Raw genomic sequence first — 18,841 nt, 5'->3', positions numbered from 1 at the left:
CCCCTTAAAGGAACACGGAGCGTCACAATGGCGACCACGGATCGGGGCACTCCCCAGGGCCATCCCACCGACGCCTCCTTCGGCGACCCGCCGCCGCAGCCGCAGCCCAAGCCGCCCTCCGGGCCGCGGCTGCGTCTCCCCGACAACCCCCGTGACCTGCTGAAGGATCCGCGGGTGAAGCGGTGGGGGCCGCCGATCGGCGCCGGTCTCCTCGCCGGGGTGCTGGCGGCCTGGCTGGTCGGCTGGCGGCTTGGGCTGCTGGTGGCCGTGCTGGTGCCGGTCGCCTACGCCTACCGCCGCTCCCGCAACACCTCCAGTGTGGCGGCCTGGCAGAAGTCCTCGGCCGCCGAGCGGCGCACCGAGCGGCAGCTGCGCTCGCTGACCAAGAGCGGCTACCGCATCCTGCACGCCCGCGCCGTGCCGCGCGACGACGAAGGGGTCAGCGACGGCAAGATCGACCACCTGGTGGTGGGGCCCAGCGGGGTGTACGCCATCGACTCCGAAAAGTGGGACCGCCGCCTGCCGGTGCGCACCCTGTCGCACCTGAAGCTCTTCCACGGCCCGTTCAACAAGAAGGACCGGCTGGACGAGGCCCGCTGGGAGGCCCAGCAGGCCAGCAAGATGCTCTCCGCCAAGGTGGGCTTCGAGGTGCCGGTGCAGGCGTCGGTGGCCATCTACGGCCCGTCCATTCCCTGGAAGGTGATGCGGGTGCGCGATGTGGACGTCTACGCCGGCAACCGCGCCCGCGCCTACCTGCGCCGCCGCCCCAAGATCCTGACCGAGACGGACGTGGAGCGCATCTACGAGGCCGCGCTGGCCGTCCTGCCGCCCAAGTACCCCACCGACGAGTGACCGTTTTCCCCTCACCCCGTCCGGCAGCCGGCAACTGGACGGGGTTTTGTCGTTTCCGGCCCGTGGTCAGGTGCCCGTATCGCCCCGTCTGAGGCCGCGTGCGCGGTCCCGGCGGGTAGCATCGGGAGGACGTACGCACCGGCCGCACGCGACCTTCCGTGGGCCGACCGCCGGCACCGCGATCCGGATCCGCCGCTGCTCGTGACCTCCAGGCCCGCCGGATCCGGCCGTCCCCATGACGACCCTCACGCCGTGGCCTGGGACGTCCGGCCGGCGCCCGGGCCCGGCCGGCCGGCCGCGCGTCGCCGTGGACCGGGCCGTACGGGGGTCGACAAAAGATCAGACAGATGCGGGCCATACGATCCGTTGGCACCGCCGGATTGAAGGTTGGAGAGGTCCCCATGCCACCGCTCAGGTCACGTACCGTCACGCACGGCCGGAACATGGCGGGCGCCCGCGCCCTGCTGCGCGCCACCGGGGTGGCGCGCGAGGACTTCGGCAAGCCGATCGTCGCGGTGGCCAACAGCTTCACCCAGTTCGTGCCCGGCCACGTCCACCTGCGCGAGGTCGGCGAGGTGGTGGCCGAGGCGGTGCGCGAGGCCGGCGGGGTGCCGCGCGAGTTCAACACCATCGCCGTCGACGACGGCATCGCCATGGGCCATGACGGGATGCTGTACTCGCTGCCGTCCCGGGAGCTGATCGCCGACGCGGTGGAGTACATGGTGCAGGCGCACCGCGCCGACGCGCTGATCTGCCTGTCGAACTGCGACAAGATCACCCCGGGGATGCTGCTGGCGGCGCTGCGGCTGAACATCCCCACCGTGTTCGTCTCCGGCGGGCCGATGGAGGCCGGCAAGCCGGTCAGCGGGGTCTCCGGCGGGCACAAGCTGGACCTGATCGACTCGATGATCGCCTCGGCCGACACCGGCGTCTCCGATGAGGCGCTGGCCCAGGTGGAGGAGAACGCCTGCCCGACCTGCGGGTCCTGCTCGGGCATGTTCACCGCCAACTCGATGAACTGCCTGACCGAGGCGATCGGGCTGGCGCTGCCGGGCAACGGCACCATCCTGGCCACCCACGCCGCCCGCAAGAAGCTGTTCGCCGACGCCGGGCGGCGCGTGGTGGAGATCGCCAAGCGCTACTACGAGGACGACGACGAGTCGGTGCTGCCGCTGAGCATCGCCACGCGCGATGCGTTCGAAAACGCCATGGCGCTGGATGTGGCGATGGGCGGCTCCACCAACACCATCCTGCACCTGCTGGCAGCCGCCACCGAGGCCGGTGTGGACTTCGGCCTGAAGGACATCGACGAGCTGTCGCGCCGGGTGCCGTGCATCTGCAAGGTCGCCCCGGCCACCGGCAAGTACCACATCGAGGACGTGCACCGTGCCGGCGGCATCCCGGCCCTGCTGGGCGAGCTGGACCGGGCGGGACTGATCAACCGGGACGCCCGCACCGTCCACGCCGCCACGGTGGGCGAGTTCATCGCCAAGTGGGACGTCCGCTCCCCCGAGGTGCTGCCGCAGGCGCGGGAGCTGTGGCACGCCGCGCCCGGCGGGGTGCGCACCACCCAGGCCTACAGCCAGTCCAGCCGGTGGGACGAGCTGGACCTGGACCGGGAAAACGGCTGCATCCGCGACATCGAGCACGCCTACACCGCCGACGGCGGCCTGGCCGTGCTGTACGGCAACATCGCCCCCGACGGCGCGATCGTCAAGACCGCCGGTGTGGAGGAGGAGCTGTGGACCTTCTCCGGCCCGGCGGTGGTGTTCGAAAGCCAGGAGGAGGCGGTCGAGGGCATCCTCGGCGGCAAGGTCAAGGAGGGCGACGTCGTCGTCATCCGCTACGAGGGTCCCAAGGGCGGGCCGGGCATGCAGGAGATGCTGTACCCGACCTCGTTCCTCAAGGGCCGCGGCCTGGGCAAGGCGTGCGCGCTGATCACCGACGGCCGGTTCTCCGGCGGCACCTCCGGCCTGTCCATCGGGCACGTCTCCCCCGAGGCCGCCGCCGGCGGGGCGATCGCGTTGGTGGAGAACGGCGACCGGATCGTCATCGACATCCCCCGCCGCTCGCTGGAGCTGGACGTGCCGGAGGAGGAGCTGGCCGCCCGNNNTGAAAAGCTCCTGGCCGACCTGGGCGGCTACCGGCCGCGCGACCGGCACCGCCCGATCAGCGCCGCCCTGCAGGCCTACGCCGCCATGGCCACTTCGGCGTCCACCGGCGCCGCCCGCGACATCGGCCAGCTGACCGGCCGCTGATCTTTCACGGCACCGTGCGGGGCGCGTCCGGTCCGGGCGCGCCCCGCATCGGGTGTCACGGACCGGTGACGGCGCAGCCGGGCGGGGCGTTGACGGGGTTGCAGCGGACGGGGACGAAGCCGGGCAGCGCGGCGTAATAGCCGGTGCCGAAGCGGGCGGCCAGGCCGGGGACCGGGTAGTCGGTGCTGACCCACTGGGCGCCGCTGGCCAGGGCGGCGTCCCGCATCGCGGTGTCGCCGGTGCGGGCCTGGGCGGTGCCGACGTCGGCGCGGGTGCGCACCAGGTAGCCCTTGGCCACCAGGTCGCGGATGCCGCTGTCGGTGGGGTTGTTGCGTTTGACGAAGGCGGCGTCGGGCCGGCCGGGTTCGGAGTTGGTGAACAGGATCCGTCCCTCCAGGTTGGGGTTGCCCTGGATGTAGCGGTCCCGGTAGACCCCGGCGTTGTCCATCAAGAACATGACCTTGCCCCGCGCGGCGGAGAGGGTGGGCCAGCCGCCGTCGAGCACCGACTGTTCCAGGGTGCGGCCCGGTTTGCGCACGGTGTCCGGGGTGATCAGGTCATCGGGGCCGAAGACCGAGCGGATCTCCTGCTCCACGGCCAGCATGCGCTCCCGGGTCCAGGTGACCAGCGGGATCGACACCCCGCTCGGGGTGGGGATGCCCAGGGTGTCCTGGAACTCCAGCAGGATCGCCAGGGGAAGGTGTCCCGGGTTGCTTTGCGACCATTGGCGCACGGCGGTCAGGCAGTCGACCAGCGTCAGGCAGTTGCTGCGGTAGTCGAGCCCGGCGATGTGCAGCACCTTGGTGCCGGGCTTCTTCAGCCGCGGGTCGTACTCGGCCGGCTGCCCGGTGAGGCGGCGGATCACCGGGCGGGCGTAGCGGCCTCCGTCCGGGTCGGCGTACACGTCCAGTTCGATCTGCCGGACGTGCTGCCCGGCGAACTGCTGCTGCAGCGGGGGGTGGCTGTATTGCAGCCCGGACGCCTGAGATCCGGCCACGGCGGTCATCAACCCCAGCTCCGTGGAGCTGGGTTCGAGGTGGTAGCTGTTGTGGGTGCCGATGACCTGGATCTGATTCAGCCTGGGTTCGACGGCGTGGGCGGCGGCGGAACCGGCCGGCAGTACGGCGACGGCCGCCAGCATGGCGGAGGCCAGGGCGACGGCACGACCGGGGATGCTCCGCCGACCGCGTGCTGGGGGGTGCACGATCATAAAGGTGAGAAAAACTCACCTTTACTGACCCGTCAACGCCGAACCACGTTCTCAATCGGCGGTCGCCCGCGGGCTCATTCGTCCCGGTGCACGATGGCCGGTGAGAACGCGGGAACACAGACGGCGATGTACTCGGCGCCCTCGGGACCGGGAGTGCTATAGCGCACCCACTCCCCCGCTTTGGCGTGCACCGCCTGCCCCGCGGACACCTCCATGGCGCCGCCCTCGTACTCGACGGTGAGGCTGCCGCGCAGCACCACGGTGTACTCGTCGAACTCCGGGCGCTGCCCCGGCTCGGCCCACCCGGACGGGCTGCGCATATGGGCGATGCTGATACCGGTGTTCCCGGTGTTGACCGCCCCCACATATTCATCGATCAGCTTGGGCGGCTCGCCCGCCGCGGCGATCCGCGACGGCTTGTCGATCAGTTCGGGCATGCCGACAAGCATGCCCGAACCGCGTCGGGAAGAGATAAGGCGTCAGCCGCAGCAACCGCCGCCGCAGCAGCCGCCGGACGGGGCGGGCGGCGGGGCGGAGCGGGCGGAGCCGGTGCTCCGGCCGATGAAGGCGACCGTGGACAGCAGCTTGACCGTGTCGTCGTGACCTGCGGGGCAGGAGGCCGGCTCGGAGGCCCGGCTCATCGGGCGGTCCACCTCGAAGGTGGACCCGCAGGTACGGCAGCGAAAGTCATAGCGTGGCACGGCACCAGGATAAACCGGCCGCCCCGCCTGTCACCCGGACGCAAGGCCCGGGTGACAGGCGGCCGGTCCGCAAAGATCAGGCGGCGTACTGGGTGACGTACGGCGCCCACTGCGGGTCGCTGTCGTCGGTGATGCCGATCAGCCGCCAGTGCGCGCCGCGCGGCACCTGCGGGGTCACCCGCAGCACCCAGCCGAGCTCCTCCAGCAGCCGGTCGGCCTTGCGGTGGTTGCAGGGGCCGCAGGAGGCGACGCAGTTCTCCCACACGTGCTTGCCGCCGCGGCTGCGCGGGATCACATGGTCGATGGTCTCGGCGCGATGGCCGCAGTAGGCGCACCGGAAGTTGTCGCGCCGCATCAAGGCGGCCCGGGTCAGCGGCACGCGGGTGCGGAAGGGAATGCGCACGTATCGGCGCAGCCGGATCACCGAGGGCACCTCCATCACCGTGGAGGCCGAGCGCAGCACCGCACCGGTGGAGTCATGGTGGACGACCTCGGCCTTGTCCCGCAGGACCAGGCACACGGCTCGCCGTAGCGGGAGCGTGGTGAGCGGCTCATAGGACGCATTCAGCAGCAGGACCTGGCGCATCAGACGCCCCCCGCCCGCTCGTGCATTCCGGCTGCCTCGGCGTATCCGCTCCCGCGTCTGCTACGCCGAGGCTCGAGTATGGATTCGAGCACCTGTGCACCCGTCATATGGGCCTCCCCAGGGCGATCGAGCTGAGATCAGTGTGACTGTTGGGCCGCCGTTCTCGCTACCCCATAAATTCCCCGTATCGGCGACGGTTCGAACGCGTAATGTCATTGCCGCATCGCCCCGCCCGCCGCCGCCTGAATCAGGCGGCAAGCCCCCGGAAACTCCCCGCCGAGCTGGTGCGGCTCCTGCCAGCGGCGCATGCGAAGGGCGCATAGGGTTCGGTTCATGAGCCGCCCGAGATACCCGAGCGCACCACGTCAGGACATCGTCGACGAACTGCACGGCCACCGGATCCCCGACCCCTACCGGTGGCTGGAAGATCCCGATTCCCCGGCCACCAAACAATGGCTGGCCGAACAAGACGAGCTGTTCCGCTCGGCGGCGGGCGCGCTGCCGGGCCGGCGACGGCTGCGCGACCGGATCGCCGAGCTGCTGCGGGCCGGCAGCGTGGGCCCGCCGGTCTGGCGCGGCGAGCGCCGCTTCTTCACCCGCCGCACCGCCGACCAGGAGCACGCCGTGCTGTACACGGCGGACCCGGACGGGCGGGAGCAGGTGCTGATCGACCCCATGCAGATCGACCCGTCCGGGGTCACCACCCTCGACGGCTGGTCCCCCGACCGGGAGGGGCGGCTGCTGGCGTACCTGCTCTCCCACGGCGGCGACGAGGAGTCCCGGCTGTATGTGATGGACGTCGTCACCGGCGAGGTGCTCGAAGGCCCGATCGAACGGACCCGTTACACCCCGATCGCCTGGCTGCCCTCCCGGCTCGGCGAACCGGCCGCCTTCTACTACGTGCGGCGGCTGCCGCCCGGCCAGGTCCCCGAGGGCGAGGAGCAGTACCACCGGCGGGTCTACCTGCACCGGGTCGGCACCGACCCCGACACCGAGGACGTGCTGATCTTCGGTGAGGGCATGGACAAGACCAACTACTACGGGGTGAGCGTGAGCCGGGACGGCCGCTGGCTGACGGTGTCGGCCTCCCAGGGCACCGCGCCCCGCACCGACGTGTGGCTGGCCGACCTGGCCGCCTCCTCCCCGCAGGCCCCGCGGCTGACCCCCGTCCAGGTGGGCGTGGACGCCCAGACCAGCCTGCACGTGGGCCGGGACGGGCGGGCCTACCTGTTCACCGACCGGGACGCCCCCCGCGGACGGCTGTGCGTGGCCGACCCCGCCGACCCCTCGCACGAGTCCTGGCGGGAGCTGATCCCCGAGGACCCGGAGGCGGTGCTGACCGACTATGCGATCTTGGACGGGCCGGCGCTGGCGCGCCCGCTGCTGCTGGCGGGCTGGACCCGGCACGCCGTCAGCGAGATCACCGTCCACGACCTGGCCACCGGGAAGCTGATCGAGCAGGTGCCGCTCCCGGGCCTGGGCTCGATCGGCGCGCTGGTGGAGCGTCCCGAAGGCGGGCATGAGGCGTGGTTCGTCTACACCGACAACACCACCCCGACCTCGGTGTACCGCTATGACGCGCTGACCGGCCGGACCGCGCTGTGGGCCGGTGCGCCCGGGAAGGTCGAGGTGCCCGAGGTGGAGACCCGGCAGATCACCTACGAGTCCTACGACGGCACCAAGGTGCGGATGCTGGTGATCGCCCGGCCCGGCGGCCACGGGCCGCGCCCGACCGTCCTGTACGGCTACGGCGGCTTCAACGTCTCGCTCACCCCGTCCTATTCGGCGGGGGTGCTGGCCTGGGCGGAGGCCGGCGGCGTCTACGCCATCGCCAACCTGCGGGGCGGTTCAGAAGAGGGCGAGGAGTGGCACCGCGCCGGCATGCGGGAGCACAAGCAGAACGTCTTCGACGACTTCCACGCCGCCGCCGAGAAACTGATCGCCGACGGCTGGACCACCCCGCAGATGCTGGGGATCTCCGGCGGCTCCAACGGCGGGCTGCTGGTCGGCGCGGCGATCACCCAGCGCCCGGACCTGTACGCGGCGGCCGTCTGCTCGGCGCCGCTGCTGGACATGGTGCGCTATGAGAAGTTCGGGCTCGGGCAGACCTGGAACGACGAGTACGGGTCCGCCGAGATCCCCGAGGAGCTGGAGTGGCTGCTGTCCTACTCGCCCTACCACCATGTGCGGGAAGGGGTGGCCTACCCGGCGGTCCTGTTCACGGTGTTCGACGGCGACACCCGGGTGGATCCGCTGCACGCCCGCAAGATGTGCGCCGCGCTGCAGCACGCCACCGCCTCCGACAGGCCGGTGCTGCTGCGCCACGAGGCCGAGGTCGGGCACGGGGGACGGGCGGTGAGCCGGTCGGTGGAGCTGTCGGCCGACACCCTGTCGTTCCTGGCCGCCCACACCGGGCTGCAACTCACCGACGAACCGGAGCAATGAGAAATGAGAGCTGCGCCACATTCATTGAAGAAAGCCGGTATCCGGTGTCGAATCCGATGATCAAATAGAGGAATGGGCACGACGGCCGCAGGACAGCACGCCGTACACGAGCGCATCGTGGAGCTGCTCGCCTCCCCTCCCGCCCGCGCCGAGGACGCCGCGGGCTATCTGGACCTGCTCGGTCCCGGTGATGAACCGGCGCCTTCGCCCGCCCAGCGGGCCATGCAATCGACCCTCCTGCCGCGCATCTACGAGCAGGTGTGGCGGCCCATCGGCTTCAACCTGGCCAAGGGCTGGCCCGCCGGGCCCGACACCGCCGAGGAGTACGCGCTGGCCCGTTCCTGGCTGGCCCTGGGACGCCCCACCGACCCCCGCAAACCGGACATGACCGTGCTGGACGTGGCGTGCGGGCCGGGGAATGTGACCCGGGCGCTGGCCGAAGGGGTCGGGCCGGGCGGCCTGGTGGTCGGGCTGGATGTGTCGGCGACCATGCTGGAGCGCGCCGTGGCCGAACCCGCCGGCGACACGATCGGGTATGTGCGCGGGAACGCGGCGAGGCTGCCGTTCCGGGACGGGGTGTTCGATGCGGTGTGCTGCTTCGGCGGCCTGCACCTGTTCGACGACCCGTGGGCGGCGCTGGACGACATGACCCGGGTTCTCAAACCCGGCGGTCGCCTGGCGCTGCTGACCCTGCGCCGGCCGGCACTGCCGCTGGCCGGGCCGGCCGGCGAGCTGATCGGCCGCCTCACCGGGTTGACCATGTTCGGCGACCAGGAGCTGCGCCGGGCGCTCCAGGAGCGCGGCTACCGCCGCCTCCGGCACCACCGGTTGCCGCTGATGCAGTTCGCCGGCGGCACCCTGGGCTGACCTGGAAGGAGCGGATCCGTCCGGCGGCCCCTTACCGGACGGCTCCGCTCCCCGCGGGAGAAGCAGGCCGGGTCGTGGTGGGCCTCGCACCGGTCCGCGCCGCCGATGCGAGGCCCACCACGACCCGTCCCTGCCGGTCAAGCCCCGTCAGAACAGGGCTTTTTCGAAGTAGACGTTGGTGATCCCGCCGATGACCTCCCGTCTGGTCTCCCGCCAGCCCGCTCGCCGGTACAGCTCCATCGCGGCGACCTGCAGGTCGGTGGTGTCGCAGTGCAGGAGGCGGTAGCCGAGTTCAACGGCGCGTTCCTCCAGGGCCGCGACGATCGCCGAGCCGTAGCCGCGGCGCCGCACCGTCTGGTGCACCCGCAGCCGCACCATCTCGGCGATCTCGGTGCGCGGCGGCAGCCCCACGGCGTACCCGCCGTGCGCCCGGGTCAGCCCGGTGGGGATGAGGTCGGCCCGGCGCAGCCCGCCCATCGCCACGACCACGCCGTCCCGCTCGCCGACCACGAACTCCCCGCAGCGGTCGAAGTAGACCTCCTCGATGCGGAACAGGTCGTGCTCGTAGTAGACCCCGTCGCCGGGGCGCAGCCCGACCTGGGCCAGCCCTTGGCGGTGCAGCTCCAGCACGGCGGCGTGGTCGGCCGGGACGTACCGGCGGATCAGCAGATCCCGGTACTGCCAGGCGGGCGGTTCCCGGCGGCGCCGCACCAGGGTGTGGGCGTTCCCCTCCACGGCCGGCATCTTCAGATCTGCTGGGCCGGGTTCGGCCGCCGGGCGGCCGGGCTGCTGACCGACGGTCCCGACAGCGCCTCATAGAAGCTCTTGAGCTCCTTGATCTCGCCGAAGCGCGCCGAGACCGTGGCGCCGAGCTGGCGGGCCCGGTGCACCAAGATGTCGGAGCGGTGGTCGGGGGGCAGCTCGGTGATGGCCTCCTGCGCCACCTCCAGCGCCGCCTCCGGGTGCCCGGCGTGCATCCGGCAGGCGGCCCGGTCCAGGCGCACCAGTGTCAGATCGACCCAGTCGGTGGGGGCGTACAGCCGCAGCGCGCGGCTGAGGGCCTCCTCCCCGGACTTGTGGTCGCCGAGGTTGGTGTAGGTGTCGCCCTCGTAGAAGGCCATCTGCCGTTCGGTGAACCCGAAGGCCAGGTCGCTGGTCTGGGACTTGGGCAGCTGTTCGAAGACCGAGCGGCCGCGGACCAGGGCCCGGCGGGCGCTGGGGGCGGCGTCGGTGCGGCCCCGCAGCGCCAGCAGCCCCAGCGCCCGCGCCTCCACCGCGGGCGCCATGGCCGCCGCCACGCTGGGGCTCCGGCCGGCCAGGTCCTGGGCCTTGCGGGCCAGGTGCAGCGCCTCGCGCGGGTCGCCGTAGTACATCGGCACCAGCGCCTCGCGCACCGTCACCCAGGCGCGCAGCGCCCGGTCGCCGGTCTCGTCGGCGGCGGTGCTGGCGGTGCGGAAGAACGACCGGGCCAGCCGGTGATCGCCCAGATTGATCATGATCAGCCCGCACAGCCCGGCCAGCTGGGCGGCCAGCCGGCACAACCGTTCCTGGGTCTCCACCGGCTGCCGCCGCTCGCACATGCGGCGCACCTCGCTGAAGTCCAGCAGCACATCGCACAGCAGGCGCAGCGAAGGGGTGGCCTGGTAGAGCCGGCCGTAGCCGAGGGTGGTCTCCTCCCACTGGTCCAGCATGGTGGGCGACACCGTGGCGCTGACCAGGGTGTCGTCCATCTTGCGGCGCAGGTGATCCACGGCGCCCAGGAACTCGCCGTCGAGCGTGACGCCGGCCCCGGCCATCAGCTGCAGGAGCGTTCTGCGAAGCACCACGTCCTCCTCTCCCACATCCGCCGGCTGGGCGGCGCCCATGCGGCCGTCGCCGACGGTGATCCAATGACGGTCGGCCGGTATCGGCACGACCACGTTCCCGACCAGCGCGTCGGGCTCGCCCAGGGCGCGGGAGGCGACGACGCGGTGCCCGGCCGGCGGCGAGGGCGGCCGGGCGGTTCCCCGCTCCAGGGCGGACGTCGGCCGCCCGTGACCGCGGTCGCAGATGCAGGGGCCCGCAAAGCCGAGATCGGCGGGCTCCACCTGGTAGACGGTGCACAGGTAGTGCAGATAGACCGGCCCGGGGCGCTTGTGTCCGCTCTCATAGGCCGACAGCAGCGTCTCGCCCAGCTTGGGCTGCGGCTTGCCGTCGAGTTCGTGCAGTGCGCGGATCTGGGCGACGATGTCCGACAGCGCGACGCCATGGGCCAGCCGGTGGGCTTTGATCCGGGTGGTGCCGAACAGCGGGCCGCACTGCTCGTAGATGTCCACGGCTATCTCCGCCGGGGTGCGGCCCCGGGCAAGACCGTAGGCGCGGACCCGGCGGGCGATGTCCGTCTCTTTCCTGGGGGCGTTCCCGGGGGATTCCGGCATTGCTTCCGGCCTTCCTGCCCTGGAGGCGGCGGGGGCGCCGCCTCCGGTGTGCGCGACCGGTATGAGGCCGGCCCGACCCTGTGAGCAGGCACACATACCGGACGAAAGCTAACCTTTTGGCCACGAGTGATTACCTCTCGCACACGCAGCGTAACTCTCGCGCCAGGGCAGGCCAAGCGATTCACCGAAAATGACGGCGAAGGGGATGGGCCATCGACCACCGGGGTGAAGATTTTTCCTCCGGAGTGGGATGAACCTAACCCCAAAACGGGAGAATCTCCCACTTTTTAGGGCACAACACCGCTTGACCAGTCGCCGCAGAACTTGCAATTCTCAGCCCCGAGCACGAACCGCATACAGTCGATCACGTAGCAGTGAACCCTTTTCGGCAGGCCGTCCTCGCAGGCCGGGACGCGCAGGTCGCAGCGGCGGGCACCGTCGAGGCCCCCGCCCGAGGGCGTGCGCCGGGAAAGGTTCCGTCTCACCGCGCACGAGGGAGGGGTGCAAGGTGAACAACGACTACCGCGTCGGCTATCTGGAGGAGCTCGGGGAGGCCGTCGGCTCATGCGGCCTGGTGGCCAGGGTGGTGCGGACCCGTTCCGGACCGGCCTTCCTGCGAGTGGTCAACCCAGAGGCCGGCAGCCTGGCCGAAGACGTGACCTGTGCCCCGGCCCCGGACTCCTCCGGCCCCTACTACTGGTGGTCGTGGGGAGAGCGCATGCACCGAGCCGACGATCCGCAAGGCGCCGCATCGAAGCTGGCGCACGTCCTGCAGCCGCTGCCGCAATAGGCGTACGGCTCCCTTCGGTCCTTATCCCGCCGTCGTCACCGGCCGGGCCCAGGGGCGATGCCGTTGATCTGGGGGGAGGCGGCATCGGAGCCCGTCGCCTGAGAGCGCAGGCGGGAGAAGGTTCACCGGAGCCGCAAGCCGGTTGTGTCCCGCGCGGCCGCGGCGGGGAACGGCGCGGCAGCCGCGGCCCGCGGGGCACGGCCTTGCCGCTCGGGGTGGGCGCGGTGGGCGCCCACCCCGAGCAGTCGGCCGCCGGCCCGGCCCCCTCACGACGGCACAGGCCGGCGATCGCGGTACCGAATCTCCGCGATGCGCCCCGTCTTCGCAGATCGAGACGGGTGCCCGCGCCCAGGAACGCGCTGCGGATCCGGAACGTCACCGCACCGGCCGCCGCCGAGTCCCAAGACCGCGCAGCGAAAAGGTTCGCCGAACGCGATCGTTGCATCCCATCAAGAAAGGCTCGTTTCTACCAAAACGGACAATTTGCTTTAGCGGCGTCCCGCTTTCCACACCGCCGTTTCCATGAGCGATACGGAAGGCATTACGGCCGTGAACGGTGACGTACCTCCGGAGGGCGCGACGAGCCCTCAAGCGCGAACCGGAAAAGACACGACGGCATGACGCAATAGTGAATCCGATTCAGCTTTCTCGCCCCGTCCGCGTCCGGCTCAAACCGTCCCGCCCGGCCAGGCGTCCCGCCCGCGGTCCCGGCGACGCCCGCCTCCACCGCGTCGCACAGGCGTTGCCCGGGAGGGTTCTCTCACCCGGTGGGTCACATCACGGCGCATTCCGTTCGGGCAGCCGGCCGGCGTCGCCTAGCATCGGCTCGTGCCGCCGCGGGTCCCCGGCGGCACGGTCATGCCCCCAGACTCCGGAGGATTCCCGTTGTCCGACCTTGCGGCCCTCGGAGTGACCGCTCCCCTGTTCGACGCCGACGAACGCCCGGAGACGTACTGCGGTCCCAAACCCCTCATGCCGTGCCGGCTGTTCTGGAACATCACCCACAGCCCGGAGGCGACCAAGTTCGTCCACGACTACCACCTGGACCTGTGGACCAACCGGCTGTTCGCCATCGTCGTCACGCTGACGGTCGCGCTGATCCTGCGGCGGATCGTGCACCGGATGATCATAAAGATCACCACCCGGATGGCCGAGGGCACCGTGCCCGAGCGGCTGCGCAGCAGCGGCCGCACCCACGTGGAGGGCAGCCAGGTGCTGCTGAGCGAGCGGCGGCAGCAGCGCGCCAAGACACTGGGCTCGGTGCTGCGCAGCATCGCCTCCATCGTGATCATGGGGACGGCGGTGTTCAGCGCGCTGGGCGAGCTGGGGCTCAACCTCACCCCCGTGCTGGCCAGCGCCAGCGTGATCGGCGTGGCGGTGGGCTTCGGCGCCCAAAGCCTGGTCAAGGACTTCCTGGCCGGCCTGTTCATCCTGCTGGAGGACCAGTTCGGGGTCGGCGACGTGGTGGACGTGGGACAGGCCAAGGGCACCGTGGAGGCGATCACGCTGCGGGTCACGCGGCTGCGCGACGTCAACGGGGTGGTCTGGTACATCCGCAACGGAGAGATCCTGCGGGTGGGCAACGAGTCGCAGAACTGGGCCCGGGCGGTCCTGGACATCCCGGTCGGCTACGAGGAGGACACCACCAAGGTCAAGGAGATCCTCAAGACCACCGCCGACAAGCTGGCCGCCGACCCGGGCTGGGCGGACATCATCTTGGAAGAGCCGTCGGTGTGGGGCGTGCAGGGCCTCAGCGGCGAGGCCGTGGTGGTCCGCCTGGTGGTCAAGACCGCCCCCGGACGCCAGGGCGAGGTGGCCCGCGAGCTGCGCGAGCGCGTCAAGTACTCCCTCGACGCGGCGGGCGTCACCGTCGCCAATCCCCCGGCCGCCTGATCGGCCCGGATCCGGCCCCGCGCACACCCCGCTCGCATAGGGTGGGAGGCACCATGGCACAAGAAGTGACCTTCTATGAGGCCGTCGGCGGCGAGGAGACCTTCCGGCGGCTGGTCCACCGCTTCTACCAGGGCGTGGCGGAAGACCCCCTGCTGCGCCCCCTCTACCCCGAAGAAGACCTCGGCCCCGCCGAGGAGCGGCTGCGCCTCTTCCTCATCCAGTACTGGGGCGGCCCCAATACCTACAGCGCCCGGCGCGGCCACCCCCGGCTGCGCATGCGCCACGCCCCCTTCCGGATCGGCACGGCCGAGCGGGACGCCTGGCTGCGGCACATGCGGGACGCGGTGGACGAGCTGAAGCTCCCCCAGCACCTGGAGCAGATGCTGTGGAACTACCTGCAGATGGCGGCCCACAGCCTGGTCAACACCCCTGACTGACCCCTGCGGCGGGGGCGCCACCTCCCGAGAACAAATCGGACACTTGTTGCATACCGTCTGATAGAACGCCCTTTGCTCTGCCCTTTGTAGCGTCGGGGATGACCCTGTGGGCCCGCGACGGCGCGGGCCGGCGTCTGCCAGCCATCAGGCCGGCCCCCTCGGCACGCAAGGAGGCAAGCGGTGTTCATCCAGGTCATCCAAGGCAGAACACGCGCCCCCGACAAGCTCAAGCAGGCGGCCGACCGCTGGTACCAGGAGGTCTCCCCCGGCGCCCGCGGATGGCTCGGCAGCCTGCTGGGGGTGACCGACAAAGGCACCTTCATCGCGCTGGTGCGCTTCGACTCCCGGCGGGCCGCCCGCCGCAACGGCGAACGCCGCGAGCAGCGGCAATGGTGGGAGGAGACCTGCCGGCTCCTGGACGGAGAGGTCACCGTCCACGACTGCACCGACGTGCAGACCCACCTGGGCGACTGGCCGGAGCAGACCGGCTGCGTCAAGATCTTCCAGTCGCGCATCCGGGACCGCCGGGCGCTGCGCGAGCTGTGGCGGCGGGAGGACCGGCGGCTCATCGCCGAGCTGCGGCCGGACATCCTGGGCTCGGTGACGGCCGTGCACCCCGACGGCGGCTGCACCACCGCCTTGTTCTTCCGCAGCGTGCAGGACGCCCGCGCCGGTGAGCACCGCCCCATGCCGGAGTGGCTGAAGGCCCGCTGGCAGGAGGAGCTGCAGTACTACGAGCCGGAGACGACCTGCTGCGAACTGCGCGACCCGTGGATGTATCTGCCCGTCTTCGTGCCGCCCTCGGAGCGTACGGGCACCAGCGGGACCGCGGCCAGGGAGAAGACGCCGGCGACGGCGAACGCCATGGCATAGCCGGGGCCGCCGATCACCGCCGCCGCCAGCGGCGGGGTGAGGGTCGCCAGCGCGTTCTGCGCGGTGTTCTGCACGCCCAGCGCACGCCCGGCCCACGCCCGTCCGGCGTACTCGGCGACGGCGGTGTAGGCCAGCCCGTTGGGGGTCACGGTGATCACCCCGGCGACCAGCAGCGCCGCGGCGGCCGCCGCCGAGCCGGCATGGGCCCCGGCCGCCAGCGCCGCCATCACCGCGGTGATGGCCAAGGCGACCAGCCGGTAGGGACGCAGCCTGCTGCCGGCCCGGTCCGACCAGACCCCCGCGCCGATCCGGCCCAGCGCCCCGGCCACCTGGACGACGGCCAGGACGCGCCCGGCCGCAGTGGCCTGCCAGCCATGCTCATCGACCAGGAAGACCAGGGCGAACGTGGCGACGGTGAACTGCGGAACGACCAGCAGGGCGCTGGCGGCGTGCAGCCGCCACAGCACGGGGGTGGCGTAGGGGGACCGGCTGCGCCCGGCCTGCTCGTCCTCGGCCCGCGGCGGGTCTTGCACCAGCAGCGCCACGGCGGCCGCCATCGCCAGGCAGCAGGCCGCCAGGACCAGCAGCGGGGCGCGCAGCCCGCCGGCCGCCAGCGGCGGCAGGATCAGCGCGGCCGCCCCGACGCCCAGCGGCTGGGCGGTCTGCCGGATGCCCATCGCCAGCCCGCGCTCGCGCGGCCCGAACCAGCCGAGGATCAGCCGTCCGCTGGCCGCGTGCACCGCCGCCCCGCTCACGCCCGCCGCCACCAGGCAGGCCCCCATGGCCAGGAGCCGCCCGGCCGTCGCCGCCGCGCCCAGCAGGGCCAGCCCCGCGATGCCCAGTCCCAGGGAGAGGACCAGCCGCTCTCCCCAGCGGTCGGCGGCGGCGCCCCAGGCGACCAGGGCGACCATGAGCCCGGCCATCGGGCAGGCCACCAGCGTGCCCGCCTGGGCCAGGGACAGCCCGCCCGCCCGCAGCGCCGGCAGCAGGAAGGGCAGCCCGAACTGAAAGAGGCATCCGGCGGCCATCGCCCCCACGCCGACGCCCAGCACCACCCACCGGCGACCGTCCGGTCCACCCTCCGTCATGCCCATATGCTGATACTAGCCGTCCAAAATATGGACATTCCGGGCGGGTGGCGTCCAGCGCCGAACGGGGTCAGGACGGGGGCAGGTAACGCTTGAGGAACTCCAGCTCCGAGGGGGTGAAGCGGCGCGCGCGGCCCTTCTTGGGGTCGAAGGCCACCATCACGGAGGCGGCGGTGGCGAAGATCTGCTCGTCGTCGCGGATGTGGTAGGCCAGCCGGAACGAGGCGTTGCGGATCTCGGTCACCCAGGTCTCCACCCGGACGGGGCGGAAGGTCAGCGACATCGGCCGCCGGTAGTCGATCTCGTGCCGGGCGACCACCAGGCCGTGCAACGACTCCTCGCCCTTGCGGACCGGGTCGCCGTAGAACATCTGCACCCGGGCGTCCTCCAGGTAGCTGAGGAACTTGACGTTGTTCACATGGCCCATGGAGTCGATGTCGCCGAACTTGACCTCGAACTCATAGACATGCCGGTACTCGGCGGGGGGAATGTCGCTGTCCATGTCCTCGCCTGGGGGTCGGGCGGTCTGCGGAAACCGCCGGACGGGCGGCCGCTGATCAGGCAGATGCTATCGGCAGGCCGACGGCTCGCCGGCGCCGGGGATCACGAAACCTCTGCCCCGGGCACGGCTTGACGTCTTCGCCCGGGACGGGCGGCGCCTCCCCGCCCGGATGCGCCCGCTTCACACGAAAAGCACGTGTCGCCGTGGCACGGGGGCGGGCCATGCCACGGCGACACGGGCGCTGGGTCAGTCCCGGGTCAGCTTGCGGTGGGTGACCCGGTGCGGACGGGCGGCCTCGGGGCCGAGCCGCTCGATCTTGTTCTTCTCGTAGTCGGCGAAGTTGCCCTCGAACCAGAACCAGTTCGCCCCGCCCTCCCAGGCCAGGATGTGGGTGGCGATGCGGTCCAGGAACCAGCGGTCGTGCGAGGTGATCACGGCGCAGCCGGGGAACTCCAGCAGCGCGCTCTCCAGCGAGCTGAGGGTCTCGGTGTCCAGGTCGTTGGTGGGCTCGTCCAGCAGCAGCACGTTGCCGCCCTGCTTGAGGGTCAGCGCCAGGTTCAGCCGGTTGCGCTCGCCGCCGGACAGCACGCCGGCCGGCTTCTGCTGGTCGGGGCCCTTGAAGCCGAAGGCCGCCACATAGGCGCGGGAGGGCATCTCGACCTGGCCGACCTTGATGTGGTCCAGGCCGTCGGAGACCACCTCCCAGACCGACTTGTTCGGGTCGATGCCGCTGCGGGTCTGGTCCACGTACGAGATCTGAACGGTCTCGCCGATCTTCAGGGAGCCCGAATCCGGGGTCTCCTCCCCCACGAGCATGCGGAACAGGGTGGTCTTGCCCACGCCGTTGGGACCGATCACGCCGACGATGCCGTTCGGGGGCAGGTTGAACGACAGGTCCTCGATCAGCACCCGGTCCCCGAAGCCCTTGGTGAGGTTCTCGGCGACGATCACCGTGCTGCCCAGCCGGGGGCCCGGCGGGATCTGGATCTCCTCGAAGTCCAGCTTGCGGGTCTTGGCGGCCTCGGCGGCCATCTCCTCATAACGCTGCAGCCGGGCCTTGCTCTTGGCCTGCCGGGCCTTGGGGTTGGAGCGGACCCACTCCAGCTCCTCCTGCAGGCGCTTCTTGCGCTTGGCGTCCTTGCGGCCCTCGACCTTGAGCCGCTCGGCCTTCTTCTCCAGGTAGGTGGAGTAGTTGCCCTCATACGGGTAGCAGCGGCCGCGGTCCAGCTCCAGGATCCACCCGGCCACGTTGTCCAGGAAGTACCGGTCGTGGGTGACCGCCAGCACGGTGCCCGGGTACTTCTCCAGGTACTGCTCCAGCCACTGCACGCTCTCGGCGTCCAGGTGGTTGGTGGGCTCGTCCAGCAGCAGCAGGTCGGGCGCCTCCAGCAGCAGCTTGCACAGCGCCACCCGGCGGCGCTCACCGCCGGACAGGTTGGTCACCGGCGTGTCCGGAGGGGGGCAGCGTCCCAGGCGTTGCGATGGTCCAGCTGCTCCTGCAGCTTGCCCATCTCCTCCATCAGCTCATCGGAGTAGTCGGTCGCCATCTTCTCGGCGATCTCGTTGTACCGATCGAGCAGCGCCTTGGTCTCGGCCACGCCCTCTTCGACGTTGCCGAGCACGGTCTTCTCCTCGTTCAGCGGCGGCTCCTGCTGCAGCAGGCCCACCGTGTAGCCCGGCATGAGGCGCGCCTCGCCGTTGGACGGCTGTTCCAGGCCGGCCATCATCCGCAGCAGCGTGGACTTTCCGGTGCCGTTGGGGCCAAGCACACCGATCTTGGCTCCCGGCAGGAAGTGCAAGGTGACGTCGTCAAGGATGACCTTGTCGCCGTGCGCCTTGCGCACGCGCTGCATGGTGTAGATGTACTCGGGCATGCCTAAAGCCTAGGGGGTTGCGGCCACCACTCGTTGCAGTTCTCGCCG

The 18,841-nt window shown here is 71.2% G+C and carries 14 protein-coding genes and 2 pseudogenes; 7 read left to right on the top strand and 9 right to left on the bottom strand.

Annotated features, from left to right (window positions below; translation table 11 throughout):
• Positions 1-27: 27 nt before the first annotated feature.
• On the top strand, positions 28-852 hold the full coding sequence (locus BUE48_RS06665) for a nuclease-related domain-containing protein (RefSeq protein WP_012851711.1): 825 nt from the start codon (positions 28-30) through the stop codon (positions 850-852).
• A gap of 401 nt (positions 853-1,253) precedes the next feature.
• Positions 1,254-3,110, top strand: coding sequence for a dihydroxy-acid dehydratase (gene ilvD, locus BUE48_RS06660; RefSeq protein ID WP_286989344.1), 1,857 nt, complete (start codon positions 1,254-1,256; stop codon positions 3,108-3,110).
• A gap of 55 nt (positions 3,111-3,165) precedes the next feature.
• Here the strand turns inward: ilvD and BUE48_RS06655 are convergent, their stop codons facing one another.
• The 4 genes from BUE48_RS06655 to BUE48_RS06640 all read right to left on the bottom strand — a co-directional run bounded on the left by BUE48_RS06655 (position 3,166) and on the right by BUE48_RS06640 (position 5,607).
• A complete protein-coding gene (locus tag BUE48_RS06655; protein ID WP_217265456.1) occupies positions 3,166-4,314 on the bottom strand; it encodes a phosphatidylinositol-specific phospholipase C1-like protein in 1,149 nt (382 codons plus the stop codon).
• An 80-nt stretch (positions 4,315-4,394) separates the two neighbouring features.
• Positions 4,395-4,757, bottom strand: coding sequence for a cupin domain-containing protein (locus BUE48_RS06650; protein ID WP_286989341.1), 363 nt, complete (start codon positions 4,755-4,757; stop codon positions 4,395-4,397).
• Positions 4,758-4,799: 42 nt separating this feature from the next.
• A complete protein-coding gene (locus BUE48_RS06645; RefSeq protein WP_012851707.1) occupies positions 4,800-5,021 on the bottom strand; it encodes an FmdB family zinc ribbon protein in 222 nt (73 codons plus the stop codon).
• Between the two features lie 76 nt (positions 5,022-5,097).
• Complete coding sequence (locus tag BUE48_RS06640; protein WP_012851706.1) at positions 5,098-5,607, bottom strand: HNH endonuclease; 510 nt, start codon at positions 5,605-5,607, stop codon at positions 5,098-5,100.
• A 333-nt stretch (positions 5,608-5,940) separates the two neighbouring features.
• Between BUE48_RS06640 and BUE48_RS06635 the strand changes: the two genes are divergently transcribed.
• On the top strand, positions 5,941-8,052 hold the full coding sequence (locus BUE48_RS06635) for a prolyl oligopeptidase family serine peptidase (protein WP_012851705.1): 2,112 nt from the start codon (positions 5,941-5,943) through the stop codon (positions 8,050-8,052).
• 72 nt (positions 8,053-8,124) lie between these two features.
• Positions 8,125-8,919: a class I SAM-dependent methyltransferase gene (locus tag BUE48_RS06630; RefSeq protein WP_083789790.1), complete on the top strand. Its 795-nt coding sequence runs from the start codon at positions 8,125-8,127 to the stop codon at positions 8,917-8,919.
• Positions 8,920-9,066: 147 nt separating this feature from the next.
• Here the strand turns inward: BUE48_RS06630 and BUE48_RS06625 are convergent, their stop codons facing one another.
• Together BUE48_RS06625 and BUE48_RS06620 are read right to left on the bottom strand one after the other, a co-directional pair.
• Positions 9,067-9,663, bottom strand: coding sequence for a GNAT family N-acetyltransferase (locus BUE48_RS06625; RefSeq protein WP_012851703.1), 597 nt, complete (start codon positions 9,661-9,663; stop codon positions 9,067-9,069).
• A 2-nt stretch (positions 9,664-9,665) separates the two neighbouring features.
• Positions 9,666-11,336, bottom strand: a complete 1,671-nt coding sequence (locus tag BUE48_RS06620) for a tetratricopeptide repeat protein (RefSeq protein ID WP_502694594.1) — start codon at positions 11,334-11,336, stop codon at positions 9,666-9,668.
• 508 nt (positions 11,337-11,844) lie between these two features.
• Between BUE48_RS06620 and BUE48_RS06615 the strand changes: the two genes are divergently transcribed.
• From BUE48_RS06615 to BUE48_RS06605, 3 genes and pseudogenes are all read left to right on the top strand, one after another.
• Positions 11,845-12,126, top strand: a complete 282-nt coding sequence (locus BUE48_RS06615; RefSeq protein WP_012851701.1) for a hypothetical protein — start codon at positions 11,845-11,847, stop codon at positions 12,124-12,126.
• Between the two features lie 885 nt (positions 12,127-13,011).
• Positions 13,012-14,019: a mechanosensitive ion channel family protein gene (locus BUE48_RS06610; RefSeq protein WP_012851700.1), complete on the top strand. Its 1,008-nt coding sequence runs from the start codon at positions 13,012-13,014 to the stop codon at positions 14,017-14,019.
• Between the two features lie 65 nt (positions 14,020-14,084).
• Positions 14,085-14,453 (top strand): annotated as a pseudogene (locus BUE48_RS06605) (globin); the annotation flags it as partial.
• Positions 14,454-15,187: 734 nt separating this feature from the next.
• Here the strand turns inward: BUE48_RS06605 and BUE48_RS06600 are convergent.
• The 3 genes and pseudogenes from BUE48_RS06600 to ettA form a co-directional block, all read right to left on the bottom strand.
• Positions 15,188-16,417, bottom strand: a complete 1,230-nt coding sequence (locus tag BUE48_RS06600; protein ID WP_217265455.1) for an MFS transporter — start codon at positions 16,415-16,417, stop codon at positions 15,188-15,190.
• A 70-nt stretch (positions 16,418-16,487) separates the two neighbouring features.
• Positions 16,488-16,919, bottom strand: coding sequence for an acyl-CoA thioesterase (locus BUE48_RS06595; RefSeq protein WP_286989332.1), 432 nt, complete (start codon positions 16,917-16,919; stop codon positions 16,488-16,490).
• Between the two features lie 246 nt (positions 16,920-17,165).
• A pseudogene (ettA, locus tag BUE48_RS06590) lies at positions 17,166-18,793 on the bottom strand (energy-dependent translational throttle protein EttA).
• Positions 18,794-18,841: the final 48 nt, after the last annotated feature.

It is taken from the genome of Thermomonospora sp. CIF 1 (assembly GCF_001896795.1).
GTDB classification, from domain to species: Bacteria; Actinomycetota; Actinomycetes; order Streptosporangiales; family Streptosporangiaceae; genus Thermomonospora; species Thermomonospora curvata.
This window is presented reverse-complemented; position numbering and strand designations above follow the sequence as displayed.

Excerpts from the sequence above, each read along its gene's own strand:
- BUE48_RS06620 (WP_502694594.1), bottom strand. The coding sequence starts at position 11,336 with ATGCCGGAATCCCCCGGGAACGCCCCCAGGAAAGAGACGGACATCGCC.
- BUE48_RS06625 (WP_012851703.1), bottom strand. The coding sequence starts at position 9,663 with ATGCCGGCCGTGGAGGGGAACGCCCACACCCTGGTGCGGCGCCGCCGG.
- BUE48_RS06600 (WP_217265455.1), bottom strand. The coding sequence starts at position 16,417 with ATGACGGAGGGTGGACCGGACGGTCGCCGGTGGGTGGTGCTGGGCGTC.
- BUE48_RS06650 (WP_286989341.1), bottom strand. The coding sequence starts at position 4,757 with ATGCCCGAACTGATCGACAAGCCGTCGCGGATCGCCGCGGCGGGCGAG.
- BUE48_RS06635 (WP_012851705.1), top strand. The coding sequence starts at position 5,941 with ATGAGCCGCCCGAGATACCCGAGCGCACCACGTCAGGACATCGTCGAC.
- BUE48_RS06595 (WP_286989332.1), bottom strand. The coding sequence starts at position 16,919 with ATGGACAGCGACATTCCCCCCGCCGAGTACCGGCATGTCTATGAGTTC.
- BUE48_RS06630 (WP_083789790.1), top strand. The coding sequence starts at position 8,125 with ATGGGCACGACGGCCGCAGGACAGCACGCCGTACACGAGCGCATCGTG.
- BUE48_RS06665 (WP_012851711.1), top strand. The coding sequence starts at position 28 with ATGGCGACCACGGATCGGGGCACTCCCCAGGGCCATCCCACCGACGCC.
- BUE48_RS06640 (WP_012851706.1), bottom strand. The coding sequence starts at position 5,607 with ATGCGCCAGGTCCTGCTGCTGAATGCGTCCTATGAGCCGCTCACCACG.